We start from the raw sequence: 13,572 nt of genomic DNA on the forward strand, positions 1-13,572 counted from the left end.
GATCCTGATCGCGGGTCTTTTTTTATGCCCTTGTTTTCATGTCCGCCGCGGGCGAGGCGAATCGGGGCGGCGAACGGCGCAATTACCGCCCCGCACCCGACCCGGCCGTCGCGGCTCCCGGCGAGCATTCGCAGTCGCCGACGAAGGTCTTGCAGTCGCTCGGCACCATCCATTGCTCGCGGTAGCCATCGCCGTCGCGGGTGAGCCGGATCACGCCGCGGCGCGCGCCGATGTACCAGCGGTCGCGATGCTCGACGATGCTAGCCGGGTCCAGATGCCACCAGTACATGTTCTGATGCACGCGCGTGGTCTGCAGCGTGCGCAGGTCCAGCCGGGTGACGCCCAGCACCGTGACCAGGTACCAGGAGCCGTTGCGGGCATAGGCGCCGAGCGGCGCCTCCTCCAGGTCCAGCACCTTCTCGATCTGCCACTGGCCGTCGCTGCGCGAACGCAGGCGATAGATCGAGCCGTCGCCGAGCACACGGTGCGACAGGCCGGCGGCGACGAAGATATCGCCGCGATGCTCGGCGAACGCGACCGGGCTGATGTCGAGCAAGGTGCGTCGTTGCCGGCCCGAATCCGTCACCCATTCCAGGGTGCCGCCGGCCAGGCCGCGATTGCGGCCCACCAGCATGCCGCGTTTGCCGATCGCCCAGACCAGGTCGCGATTCTTGGCCGCCGGCGTGCGCGGCGAGAACTGAAGGTTTCCGCCGGTCACCTGGGTGGTCCACTGTTGCTTGACCATGCTCGTGCACTGCCATTCGATACCGGGGCGCGGCGCGTCGATGACCGTCCATGACGATGCGGCGGCGGCTGCGACCAAGGCGATGCTAGTCAACACGGGACGCGCGCGCTCTTCGCGATAAGGCTGCGTTCGGCCGGAAGCAGGTCATGAGCGCAACCGGCTGCGGCCCTATCGGAGGCCGGCCGCAGGCTGACAGGACGGCGATGCCCCATATCCGATATCCACAACGCGCAATCCATCGCTCCCCCTGCTCCAGTGCTCCGTATAGGCTGCATCTTGGCAGAAGATCGACGCGCTGGCGTCGGCATGCCGGCCGGCGCGGACGACGGCGGGGCGGTTACCGCTCAGCGGCGCAAAGCGAAAGGGCCGCGGTTTCCCGCGGCCCTTTCGTGTTCGCAACCCACGTTTCGGCTTACCAGCAGCGCGCGATATCCGTGGTGGCCGCCGTCTTCACGCCGGCGGCGTTGAGGCCCAGGGTGCCGCACAGTGTGTCCTGCGTCTGCGGCCCCTGCGGCGTGGCCGTCAGGGTGTAGGCGTTGGCGGTCTGGTTGGCGATCGCGATGTTGTAGTAAGCCGTGCCCTGGCGCGGCGAGACGTTCATGCCGGCCGGAAGGGCGAAGCCCACATAGGTGTTGTTGACCGTGCGGAAGCGCTCGGCCAGCTGGGCGATCTCGACCAGGTCGGCCTTGGCCTGACCGCGCCGCGATTTGCGCACGCTGTCCTGGTACGCCGGCACCGCGACGGCGACCAGGATGCCGACGATCGCGATCGCGATCATCAGCTCGATCAAGGTAAAGCCTCGGATAGCGTTGTGACGGTTCATATCTGCGGGCTTCCTGATTGCGTTAACGGACCTGACGCCACGACTGACGACCGCACATGCCCCATTTGTACAGCGACGGGCCGCCGGCGGCGTTGATGATACGGGTGCAGGGCGGCTGATTCAGGCGAGCGTCGATCTCGGCCTGCGTCGCTCCCGGCGGCAGATCCGGCGGCGGCGGCGGGCTGAAGATGTTCACGTCGGTGATCGGACCGCTGGTGTCGCTTTCCAGTTTCACCGCGCCCGAACCGGCGGCCATCGGACTGCCCGTGGGCGAACCCGGCCGCACGCTGCTCATGTAGGCGCTGCCGCTGAGCGCGCTCAGGCCGTAGAGCCAGTTGGTGCCGCCCGCTGCGCATCCGGTCTCGGCCGCGTTTGCCGCAGTCGATACGATGGGTTCGAAGGTCGGGAAGAAGAAGGTGCCGTCCTGGATGCGCGGACGACCGACCATGCGCTCGCCGGTCTGCACGGGCGCCCCGGTCCCGGTCTTCACCGCCAGGTCCAGATACCAACCGGACTTGGTCAGGAAGTTGACCGAGTTCTGGGTGACCTCGCGGGTGGCGTCGACGTTGTCGTTGCTCAGCACCTGCTGCTGCAGCGCGGTGTCGCGCGCTGCGGTGATGCGGACGCCGCTGTCGACCACGCCGTACACCGACTGCATGTCCTTGTTGTCGGAGTCGCCGCCGAAGGAATAGCTGCCGGTGCCGAACAGGATCATCACGCCGCTGGACGGACCCGCGACCGCGTTCAGACCACCGGTGATGGGCTGGCGCTTGCCGTTGGCGTCCTTGGCGGTGAAGAAGGGCTTGTCGGCGCCGAAGGCGGCTGTGTTGGTGCGCAGGTCGAACTTCCAGATGTTGCCGTGCAGGTCGCCGCCGTAAACGGTGTCGACATAGCCGTCGCTGCCCGCGGTGAAGGTGCCGCCGCCAGCGGAATCGAACATATAGCGGTCCAGCGCCATCACGTTGCCCATGCCGTTGGGCTCGGTCGGCACGCCGGTACCGGGGGTCTCGGCGACTTCGATGGTGACCACCGAACCGTCGATCACGTCGACCACGAACAGCGAAGCCTTGCCGCTGATGCTGCCGTAGCCGTTGCCGAAGATCGCCTTCCAGCGGGTACCGCCGGAGGTGCGCACCGGCACGACCAGCGGCTTGCCCAGCACGTGGCCGATGCGCTGGCCGGTGGTGCCGGTGACCTTGTCGTTGACTTCCCACAGCACGTTGCCGGCGCTGAACAGGGTCGGATCGGTCACGTTCAGACCGAACACGCTGCGGCCGCCCGCGCCGGAGCTGCCGACCAGCACGGTGTTCCAGCCGCTGCCGTTGTAGGCGTCGGAGACCGTGATCGGGCCGTCGACGAAGTAACGGTGCTGGAAGATCTGGTCGCTCTTGCGGTCGGGATCGTACGGGAACAGCAGGTTGCCCATGTGGCCGACCGCGGTGGTCGGGATGTAGCCGAAGGACTCGCCGCCGTTGTCGCCGCGGAACGCATGCAGCATGCCGTCGTTGGCGCCGACGTAGACCATCGGCAGGCGGTTCTGCTTGAGCGTCAGATAGGCTTCGTAGTTGTAGGGATCGAAATCGGTGGCGGTGGCGCCACGCAGGGTCATGTAGCCGTAGTTGTCGAACGCGGAGGACACCACCGGCGAAGAGTTGACGATATCGCCCAGTCGGGTGGTGCGATCGCGCATCTTGCCGCCGTTCTTCTTCTCGCCGGTGTCCTGGCCGGCCAGATAGGCCACGGCCTCGGACTCGGTCACGCCCAAGGTCGTGACCGCAGCCTTGCTGCAGTTCGAGAAGCTGTCGGCGCACAGGGTGGTGAACACGTCGCCGAGGTTGCTGGATGCGAACGACTTCACCACCGGCTTGACGCTGCCGCCGGACGAGGTGCCGAACAGCAGGTTGCGGCCGGTGCGCGGCAACTGCGCGCTCGCTTCCCACTTGCTGGTGAAGGTGATCTGACCGGTGGTGCTGACGCTGACCGACGATGCGGTCAGGCGGCTGTACCAGTCGGTGTTGTTGTTCCTGGCCTCGTAGAACGGCACCACCGACAGCGAGTTGGTGGAAATGCGCGCACCGCTGAGGCCGGCGCTGCCGGACGGGCTGGCGCCGCCGGAGACCGAGGCCAGCACGCGGCGCATGGCGGCGGTGATGTCGGCCGGGGTCTTGGCGTTGATGTACTCGCCGCGGGTGTTGACCGAGGCGTGCCAGATGTCGTCGACCGTGGTCGGGTTGTCGTTCTGCCAGCCGGGCCAGGCCGGGTTGGTCACGAACGGATCCTGGGTCACGTCCGGGTTGAAGATGGTGCCGCGGGCGCCGAGCGTGATGCCGTAGAAGTTGATGTGCAGGCGGCGCTCGCAATCCAGCTTCTTGCTCGGCGACACGCCCTTGCACTCGTCCGGAACCGGAACGCGGCCGGCGCCGGTGCCGAGGGCGAAGTTGCCGTCGGTACGCAGCGGAACGACGCCGCCGGCTTCGGTGCCCAGGTAGTACTGACTGACGATGTCGGCCATCGTGTCCGAGTTGCTGTCGGCGAACGGCGCGCCCATGTTGCCGTCGACGTTGCCGGTGGTGACGCTGCCTTGGTTGCTGTAACCGTCGGTGAACAGCATCACCGCATTCTTCTGGCAGACGCGCTGGACCGGTGCGCCGCCCTTGCCGTCGGCCAACCCATCGGTACGCCGGAACTGACTGGCGGCCGCGCTGACCGCCTGGCGATTGGGCGTGCTGCCGCTGGCGCCAAGTTTGAAGATGCTGTTGGTGTACAGGTCGTCGCGCCGGGCCTGCACGCTCATGTCCTGCATGAAGACACGGTCGCCGACCGTGTTGATCGGGTCGTTGTAGCTGTTATGCGAGTTGATCGGGAAGAAGCCGACGCGCATGTCCTTGATATCGGCCAGCGAACGGCTCATGCCGGCGACCATGGCGCGGTTGCGGTTGCCGTAGTAGCTGAACCAGTTGGCGAAATTCTGCAACATGGCGTTGTAGTTGACCGTGGTGTCGAAATTGGCCGTGGCGATGGTGTACTTCCACAGGTTGCAGCCGGTGCCGCAGGCATTGGAGATCACCGGACGCGAGGTCGTGTCGGTCTTGTACCCCACCGGTTGTTCCGCAGCCGGCGTGGTCGTCTTCATATAGAAGGTCGCCGGGTAGTACTGCATGTAGACGTTGGTGTTGCCGCTGTTCCAGGTCAGGCCGCCGGAGCCGACGATGTTGTTGTTGCCGCCCACGACCCGGTAATTGGTGCCCGCCGGCAGGAACATGCCGTTGCGCAGGGTGAACACGTCCGTGTTCGTATCGTAGCGGTTCGCAGCCAGGTTGACCGTGGTGCCGGCGGTCCGCGGGTCGATCTTGGTGGCGGTGGTCGAAGCGTTGCCGTTGGGATTGGCGAGACTGTAGTCGTACGGGACCTTGGTCGGCGGCATCGCCGCGGTCAGCCAGGCTTCGTACTTCACGTTGGGATTGAAGAACGAAGGATTGAAGTCCGACGAGCGCGCTGCGCCCAGCGAATCCAGCGGCGGCAGGCCGAGGAAGCCGCTGCCGATACGCGGACCGGGCAACAGGTAGAAGTGGTCGCAACCGCCGTCGGTGCGCGGCTTACCGGCGTTGGCGCCGCTGGTATAGAACAGGCCGTAGGGCTGGGTGGAGCTGTCGCGGCCGAAGCAGATCTCGCCGTCCTGACCGGGGAACATGGTCTGGAAGGTCATCGAGCCGGAGTCGTCGACCGCCATCATGAAGGCCGGTGGTACGCCGTCGCCGCCCAGGTTCAGCGGCGCCTGCGCGAGCGTGCCGGCGCCCTGGGTGGTCGTGTTCGCGCCCAGCTGCGGTGCGCGGATACCGAGCACAGCCAGGCTGGTCGCGGCGGCGATAATGAGTATGCGATTCGCGTTCATGGCCAAGGCCCTCAGCGGCCGATGAAAATGGTGTCGACGACAGCGTCGGACGACGGTTCTGAAGCCCGATCGGCGCGGTAGGCGGTGATGCGATAACGCACGAACACCTTCTCGCTGGCCGGGAATTCGCCGATGTTCAATTGCCCACCGCCGATGCACTGGTCGATGTTGCGTACGCGTGCGGCCGGCTCCGGACTGCCGGCCGGCGCGATCGACGCCGCCGTACCGAATGCAGCCGGATCGAACACGCCGCACTCTTCCATGCGGGTCGAAGCGCCGACCTGACCCTCGGCCTCGCGCGCGAGATCCTCGGCACGCTGGAACGCCTGGTTGGTGGCCAGATAGTTGGACGACATGCGCTCCTGCATCGTCGCCACCTGCATGCCCGTGATGCCGAGCAAGGCGAGGATGATCAGGAAAATCAGGGCCACGTAGAGCGCGGCACCTTGTTGCTTGCGCGGACCGTTGAATCCGGAACGACTCATGGGCCTGTCTCCTCAGTTCTCGAACAGGCGGTTGCGCTGGGCAACGTTGGTTTCGTAGACGGCGCGGTAGTAGCCGTCGTTCTGCGGGGTCACCAAGGTGCCCAGCACCGACATCCGCTGCACGGCCGGATCCATCTGCGCCGACACGGCGCCTTCGGAGCTGCGCATCACCAGGCCTACCTGGACCGAGCCGATGCGACGCCAGAGGCTGGCGTTGTTGCCGTTCGGATTGACCACGCCGCCGCCGACCTGATCGGCGGTCCAACTGGTGGTGATGTAGCCGCTGGGCGGTGTGGCCGCGGCCGTGACCCGATCCTGGCCATAGAGCAACTGCAAGGACTCGACGCCTTCGACCAGCTCTTCGCGCTCGGCCTGCAAACCGCCGGCGGCATTGCGTGTGTAGCGCGCCCGGTACAAGGACGGCGCCGCGGTGCCGACGGCGCCGGTACCCATGCCAACGCCGACGTAGTACACGACGATTTCGGCACGGTAGAGCGTGGCCTTGCTCGCGTCGTAGGAGTCGCGGTCGCCCATGAAATTGGACAGGTTCAGAGGATCGGCGGCGGAGGAGACGGTGATCACGCCGGTGCCCGCGTTGACGCCGCCGGCGAACACGCTGGCGCGCCTGCAGTCGCTGATGCCGAACAAGCCGGAGCCGCCGGTGGTGACTTCCGTGGTGATCGGAGTCACGGTGCTGGTCGGGTCGCCGGCGGTGAACGCGGTCATGCCGGTACCGATCGGCCAGAAGTACCGCAGCACCAGGATGTCGCTGCCGGCCACCGGCTGCAAAGCGCCGATGTCGGCAGGCAGCGCCGGGTTCCACTGATTGACGTTGCCCAGCACGGGTGCGCCGCTGGTGACGTTGATGGTGTCGCCGGGCGACGTGTTGACGGCCTCGAAGCCCTGCATGCCGACGTCGAAGCGCAGCAGGTAGGGCGCGTTGGCGAAGTTGCTGGCGACGCGGTCGGCCGGGTTCAGAAACAGCAGGTTCAGGCCCTCTTCGGCCGGAACCGCCGCCTGCAACAGGGCGGAATCGTTGACGCAGCCCAGGTGCCCGGCCATGCGCAGGTCGCGTTCCAGCGAGTCCATCGCGAAACGCGCGTTCTCCTGGGCGCGGCCGATGCCCTCGGCCAGACGGTAGGCCGAGCGCGAGGCCGACATCACCTGCACCAGGCCCAGCATCAGCACCATGCCGATCGCCAGCGCGACCATCAGCTCGATCAGCGACAGGCCCTGCTGCGAGCGGTAACGAATATGCGAATGACGAGTCATAGCCGTGTGGTCACCACGTAGGTCGATTGGGCCTGGCCCAAGGCGGCCTGGTTGAGGTCGTCGGCCCAGCGCAGGGTCACGGTCACGACATTGCCGTTGAACACCACCTGGCCCTGCCCGCCCGGCAGGCTGGAACTGACTTCGCAGCGCCACACGTTCATGTTGGCGTTGAAGTCGGTCGCCGCGCCGCGGCCGCAACCGCCGACGGCGGGCGCGGTCGGGAAGCTGTTGAAGGTCAGGGCCGCGTACTGGCGCGAGACCACGCGATTGGTCCGCATCATGTCCACGACCTGATGCGACAGGTTCACCGCGGTGGTGCGGTGGTTCGCGCTCTGGGTGTAGCGGATGTTGAGGGTCTGCAGGAACGCCAGGCCGAGCAGGCCGAAAGCCAGCACCAGCAGCGCGATCAGCACCTCGATCAGAGAGAAGCCGCCCACGGAGCGCCGCAACGACGCCCGGGCGCGCGAAGAGGACCGACTCATGAGCAGCTTTCCTTCTGGATGCGCACCTGACCGGCGCGGGTGACGGTGAGGCGGCGTTGCTTGTTGGCGGCGCCGGCCGTGCAGTCCACGGCGTGCGCGGTGAACACCGCATTGGCAGCCGGGGCGGTCATGCGGCCGCGACGGTCGAACACGATGCTCGGCACCGCCGCGCCGGCCGAAGCCAGGGCCACCTGCGCCGCGTTGCCCTGGAAGTAGCGGATCGCCGGCTCGTCGGCGGCCTTGGCGCCGTCGGTGTTGGCGTCGTTCCAGACCAGCCAGCCGGCGCTCCAGTCGTTGCCGCAGGTGGCGCCGTCGGCGCTGGGGCAGACGCCGCCGGCGCGATTGCTGCGCATGGCCTCGCTGCGGGCCAGGTTGACGCCGGCGATCATCGAATTGGACGCGGCCGCCAGGCGGTTGTTGCTCAAGGCGTCGGTGAACGACGGCCAGCCCAGGGCCAGCAGCACGCCCAGAACGGCGATCGCGATCATTAACTCCATCAGGGTAAAGCCCTGATTGGCACTCAATCTGGACATGCTCTCTCCCCAGCATTCACAAAGGCGATGCTAGAGAAGTGCCGTCAAGTAGCAAGTCTTGGCCGGACGGGCGGTCGAGCGGTCGGTACAGGCGTGCCCTGACGGCGTCATTTTGTGACGAGCAACGGCAACAAACTGCGACGTGAACCGGCACGGCCGTGTCGAACGCGGGAAATCGGCCTGCCATCCGACCGTTCGGCGGCATCGGTATTGAGCGGCGCCTCGTGCGAGCGCCCTGCCCGTCGCGCTGTCCGCGCCGAGCCAGGGGCGCCGCACGCGACGCCCCTCCTTCCTACGCCCGGTCGCGGTGGACCGGGCACGATCGCTCAGGTCACGACCCGATAGCAGGGCCGGTACTCGCCCGCGATCTTCATCCGGCGCTGTTCCACGAACGCGCGCAACAACGCGTCCAGCGACTGCATCATGTCGGCGTCGCCGTGGATCTCGAACGGGCCGAACTCCTCGATGCGGCGCATGCCGTCTTCCTTGACGTTGCCGGCGACGATGCCGGAGAACGCGCGCCGTAGGTCCGCGGCCAGCTCGTGCGGCTTGCGGCCGTGGTGCAGGTCCAGCGCCGCCATCGCCTCGTGGCTGGGTACGAACGGTTGCTGGAACTCGACCGGGATGTCGATCGACCAGTTGAAGTAGAACGAGTCCTTCTGCGCGATGCGGTGCTCGCGCACCTTTCGGATGCCCGCGGACATGCGCTTGGCCACCGCCTCCGGGTCGCCGACGATGATTTCGTAGCGCGAGGTCGCCGCTTCGCCCAGGGTCAGGCGCAGGAAACGGTCGATCTGCTCGAAGTACGGCGCCGACGCCACCGGGCCGGTCAGGATCAGCGGGAACGGCAGGTGCGCGTTCTCCTCGCGCAGCAGGATGCCGAGCAGGTACAGGATCTCCTCGGCGGTGCCGACGCCGCCCGGGAACACGATGATGCCGTGGCCGAGGCGCACGAAGGCTTCGAGGCGCTTCTCGATGTCCGGCATGATCACCAGGTGATTCACGATCGGGTTCGGCGACTCGGCGGCGATGATGCCCGGCTCGGTGATGCCGATGTAGCGCATGCGGCGCTTGCGCTGCTTGGCGTGGGCGATGGTCGCGCCCTTCATCGGCCCCTTCATCGCGCCCGGACCGCAGCCGGTGCAGATGTCCAGACCGCGCAGGCCCAGCTCGTAGCCGACCTGCTTGGTGTAGATGTACTCGTCGCGCGAGATCGAATGGCCGCCCCAGCAGACCACCAGGTTGGGATCGGCCGGGTGCAGGATGCGCGCGTTGCGCAGCAGCCCGAACACCGCATCGGTGATGCCGTCGCTGCTCTTGAGGTCGCGGCCGGCGTCGGCGGACAGCTCGATCGCGGTGTAGGCCAGGTCGCGGACCACGGCGAACAGCAGCTCGGCGACGCCGCGGATGATCTCGCCGTCGACGAAGGCCATCGCCGGCGCATAGGCCAGGTCGATGCGGACGCCGCGGTCCTGCTGATGGACCTGGATATCGAAATCCGGGTACAGCTCGCGCGCCGCGCGCGGGTCGTCGGAGGCGCTGCCGCTGGTCAGCACGGCCAGGGCGCAGCGGCGCAGCAGGTCGTGCATGCCGGTGGAGGCGTCGCGCAGGCGCGCGACCTCGTCCCGCGACAGGACATCCAGCCCGCCCTTGGGGTAGATACGTGCGTTCACCGTCGGCAGCGCGGTGGTGATGGTTGCGGTCATGCTTGCCTTCTCTTGGGTGTTCATCGTCGATAGTTGGACAGCGACTCTAGCGCAGGGGTCCCCATAAAAGAAAACGGCCGGGTTTCCCCGGCCGTTTCCTGGTGTCGCAAGACTGGCTTCCGATCAGAACTTGTAGCGGAAGCTGATCTGGGCGGCCCAGCGCGAGATGCCCTTGTCGTCGTAGATGTTCAGGGCGTCCGGACCGTTGTAGCGGTACACGTACTTGCCGGCGTTGCCGGCGCAGGCAGCGGGCTGGGTGTTAACCGGGCCATTGCCGCAGATACCGCCGTACTCGACGATGCCGCGGTAGCCCGGGAATGCCATCTCTTCGACGCTGCCCCACTTCTTGTTCAGCAGGTTACCGACGTTGAGGATGTCCAGGGCGATTTCGGCCTTGTGGCCTTCCATGAAGCCCGGGATTTCCTGCGAGATGCGCATGTCGAACTGGTTGACCCAGCGGCCGTGCGCGGCGTTGCGCTCGGCGATCTCGCCCTTGTGCTGGCTCAGATAGTCGTTCGAGTTCACGAACGCCCAGAAGCCCGCCTCTTCTGCCGGGGAGCCGAAAATCACGTCGCCCAGGCTCTTGGGGATATACAGCAGGTCGTTGGCACGACCGTCGCCGTTGGCGTCGTTGTCGAAGGTGTAGCTGTACGGACGGCCCGAACGGCCTTCGTAGAACATCGACACGCTGGTGTTGTAGTCGCCGAAGAAGGCGTGCTTCCAGCTGACCGCCGCGGTGAAGCGGTTCTTGATCTCGTAGCTGGAGGTGGCCGAAACCTCTTCGTTGGACTGGAACACCGCCACGTTGCCCAGCTGCGAGCCCGAGGTCGAGCTGGTCAGCGGGCTGACTTCGTTGGCGTTGGTGTAGGTGTAGGCGAGCAACCAGGACCAGTCGCTCTCGTTGAACGGCTTGTTCAAGGACAGGGTCAGCTGCTGGCTTTCACCCTTGCTGGTCGAGCGGGCGATGATCGCATCGTTAAAGCCGTTCTGAGCAGTACTGCGGTTGCCGCGCGCGCTTGCGCCACCGCTGGAGACGCCCAGCTGGCTCCAGTTGCCCGGACGCAGGCCAGCCGGGTTCCAGTAGATCAAACGACCGTCCTGACCCACTGCGCTCGTGTTACCCAGGTTCAACTGCTGATAGTAGATACCTTCCTTGACCGAGGTCAGGACGATCTCGGCGGCGCCGACGACGCCCCACCACGGCAGCTCGGTATCGAACGCCAGGTTGGCCTTCCACACGGCCGGCTGGCCCAGGTCCGGATCGATGAAGTCCACCGACTGCGTACCGCCCGTACCCGGAGTGAACTGGCCGAGCTGATCGGCCGGATCCGGATCGAAGCGGGTGATACCGGTCGAGAAGAAGTAGTCGGTGTACGACACGCCGTTGTTGGCGTAGGGATTGGCCAACCAAACGGTCGCCGCCGAACCCTGGAACAGGCCGATACCGCCGCGCAGCTGGGTCGGACGCTCGCTGTCGAAGGTGTAGTTGAAGCCGAAGCGCGGCGAGAGCAGGCCGTTGCCGTCGATGGTGTTGTCGTTGCGGTAGCCGAACAGGGTCGACGCGGTCTGGTTGAAGGTCGGCTTCTGGTCGACCATCGGTTCGTCGTAACGCAGACCGAAGGTCAGGGTCAGGTTGTTGCTGACCGCCCAGCTGTCCTGCACGAACAGGCCGAGGTTCTTCATCTTGAACTCGGCGGCCATGTTGTTGATGTCGCCGCCGCGCGGATAGAACAGCTGGTAGCGGCTGGAGATGCCGCTCTCGAACGACTTGGCGCAGCTACCCGGGATGGTCGGACTGGTAGTGTTGATGCAGTCGAAGGTGTAAACACCGTTGGTACGACGGCCGAACAGGTTGTAGACCTCGTTCTCTTCGTAGTCCAGACCGAACTTCAGGGTGTGATCGCCGAGGAACAGGTTACCGGCGAAGAACGCGTTCTTCGTGGTGGTTTCCAGCACGTTGGCGTGGGTGTTCTCTTCGGTGCCCAGGTTCAGCGTGGCCGAACCGATACGAATTGCGATCGCCGGCAGGTTGGCCAGCGGGTTGCGCACAGCCGAGTAGTCGCGGTACGAGACCTTGGCTTCGGTGGAGAAGTTGTCGGTCCAGTCGCTGAACAGCTGCGCGGTGTACGACTCGAGCTCGAAATCGCGCACGTAGTGGTAGGTGTTCAGCGCCAGCGTGGTGTTGCCGAAGCCCTGCAGGTTGGCGGTGTTCTGCTCGGACTTGCTGTAGCGGAAGCTGGCGCGGTGGTTGTCGGTGATGTTCCAGTCGATCTTGATGCCGTACTCTTCGGCTTCCGAGTTCAGCGCCGGCTTGGCCAGCGTGCCCGGGTTGAAGCCCTTGAGACCGGCCAGACGGATGACTTCGTCGATCTGCGCCTGAGTGATGTTGACGATGTTGCTCTCGCCCGAACCGACCGGACCGAAACCGGAGTTACCGGTGAACAGGCCCTTGCCCTTGTAGTTCTCGTAGTTGGCGAAGAAGAACAGCTTGTCCTTGATCAGCGGGCCGCCGAAGGTCGCGCCGTAGGTGGTCTCGTTGTCGAACAGCTTGGGACGGACGTTGTTGCGGTTCTTGCCCGACCAGTCGCCGTCGCGGTAGATGCCGTACAGCGAGCCGTGGAACTCGTTGGTGCCCGACTTGGTCACGGCGTTGATCACGCCACCGGTGCCGCCGGAGATGGTGACGTCGTAGTTGGCGACGTCGACCGCCACTTCGTCGATGGTGTCCATCGAGAACGGCTGGCGCGGGGTCGGCAGGCTGTTGGATTCCAGGCCGAAGGAGTCGGCGGTGCTGATGCCGTCGACGCGGACCACGTTGTAGCGCGGGTTCTGGCCGCCGACCGAGATCTCGTTACGCGACTTGTCGGTCTGCGCGACGCGCGGGTCGAGGCGGACGTAGTCCTGCAGGTTGCGGTTGATCGACGGGAACGATTCCAGCTGCTGGCGGGTCACGTTGGAACCGGCGCCCATCTTGGTCGCGCTGAACACTTCCGAGCCGCCGTAGGACACGGCCTGGACCGATTCCAGCGTGGTGACCGAATTGTTCAGGGACACGTCGACGTTGTTGACCTTGTCGAGGTTCAGGAACACGCCGTCCTGCGAGCCGGTGCCGGCGCCTTCCTTGGTGGTGGTGATCACGTACGGACCACCGACACGCAGACCGCGCGCGTTGTAACGGCCGTCGGCGTCGGTCACGGCGCGGCTGACGGTGCCCGACTCGGTGTGGGTGATCGTGACTTCGGCGCCTACGACGGGTTGACCATCTGCGCCGACCACGCGGCCGGCAACGCCGGCGGACGTGCTCTGCGCGAATACGGGCGCGGTGGCGAGAACGGCGAGCAGACCAAGCGTGAGCTTGGACAACCGGACGCTATTCGGATGGGTCATTACGATGGCCTCAGTGCGTGGGATACATGGAATTCTTGGCGTGCGTCGGCGGGCGCTATGCGCCATACGCCAAAGACTGGTGGTGTTCCGCCCCTACCCGGGTGCAGCGCGTGCAGCCCCGCCGGGTTAACAGCAGTTTAACAGGCTAAGTGGGCTGTGTGACAGAGACGTGACCAGCGTCAAGGCTTGTCACACGGTGACCGCGGTCCAAGCTGAACCGGCTACTGCGGCAAAGTCCGGGCGCCCG

Annotated in this window: 9 protein-coding genes; all 9 read right to left on the minus strand. The window is 66.0% G+C overall.

The window, feature by feature from the left end:
- Positions 1-82: 82 nt before the first annotated feature.
- The 9 genes from ASE10_RS02485 to ASE10_RS02525 all read right to left on the minus strand — a co-directional run bounded on the left by ASE10_RS02485 (position 83) and on the right by ASE10_RS02525 (position 13,325).
- Complete coding sequence (locus ASE10_RS02485) at positions 83-745, minus strand: hypothetical protein (RefSeq protein WP_157488341.1); 663 nt, start codon at positions 743-745, stop codon at positions 83-85.
- A gap of 412 nt (positions 746-1,157) precedes the next feature.
- Complete coding sequence (locus ASE10_RS02490) at positions 1,158-1,568, minus strand: type IV pilin protein (RefSeq protein ID WP_055902764.1); 411 nt, start codon at positions 1,566-1,568, stop codon at positions 1,158-1,160.
- Between the two features lie 22 nt (positions 1,569-1,590).
- Entirely contained in the window at positions 1,591-5,460 is a 3,870-nt protein-coding gene (locus ASE10_RS02495; protein WP_056305058.1) for a PilC/PilY family type IV pilus protein, read from the minus strand.
- 11 nt (positions 5,461-5,471) lie between these two features.
- Positions 5,472-5,945: a PilX N-terminal domain-containing pilus assembly protein gene (locus tag ASE10_RS02500; protein WP_055902770.1), complete on the minus strand. Its 474-nt coding sequence runs from the start codon at positions 5,943-5,945 to the stop codon at positions 5,472-5,474.
- 12 nt (positions 5,946-5,957) lie between these two features.
- Positions 5,958-7,217, minus strand: a complete 1,260-nt coding sequence (locus ASE10_RS02505; protein ID WP_056305057.1) for a PilW family protein — start codon at positions 7,215-7,217, stop codon at positions 5,958-5,960.
- On the minus strand, positions 7,214-7,699 hold the full coding sequence (pilV, locus tag ASE10_RS02510; RefSeq protein WP_082559644.1) for a type IV pilus modification protein PilV: 486 nt from the start codon (positions 7,697-7,699) through the stop codon (positions 7,214-7,216). Before pilV ends, ASE10_RS02505 begins: the two co-directional genes overlap by 4 nt.
- The gene (locus ASE10_RS02515) at positions 7,696-8,232 is read right to left on the minus strand and encodes a GspH/FimT family pseudopilin (protein ID WP_082559645.1); all 537 of its coding nucleotides are present in this window, start codon (positions 8,230-8,232) and stop codon (positions 7,696-7,698) included. The genes pilV and ASE10_RS02515 overlap by 4 nt, the downstream gene beginning before the upstream one ends.
- Before the next feature lie 326 nt (positions 8,233-8,558).
- The gene (ppnN, locus tag ASE10_RS02520; RefSeq protein WP_200944132.1) at positions 8,559-9,962 is read right to left on the minus strand and encodes a nucleotide 5'-monophosphate nucleosidase PpnN; all 1,404 of its coding nucleotides are present in this window, start codon (positions 9,960-9,962) and stop codon (positions 8,559-8,561) included.
- Between the two features lie 99 nt (positions 9,963-10,061).
- On the minus strand, positions 10,062-13,325 hold the full coding sequence (locus ASE10_RS02525) for a TonB-dependent receptor (RefSeq protein WP_055902786.1): 3,264 nt from the start codon (positions 13,323-13,325) through the stop codon (positions 10,062-10,064).
- Between the last annotated feature and the right edge of the window lie 247 nt (positions 13,326-13,572).

The organism is Lysobacter sp. Root76 (assembly GCF_001428685.1).
Taxonomy (GTDB): domain Bacteria; phylum Pseudomonadota; class Gammaproteobacteria; order Xanthomonadales; family Xanthomonadaceae; genus Lysobacter.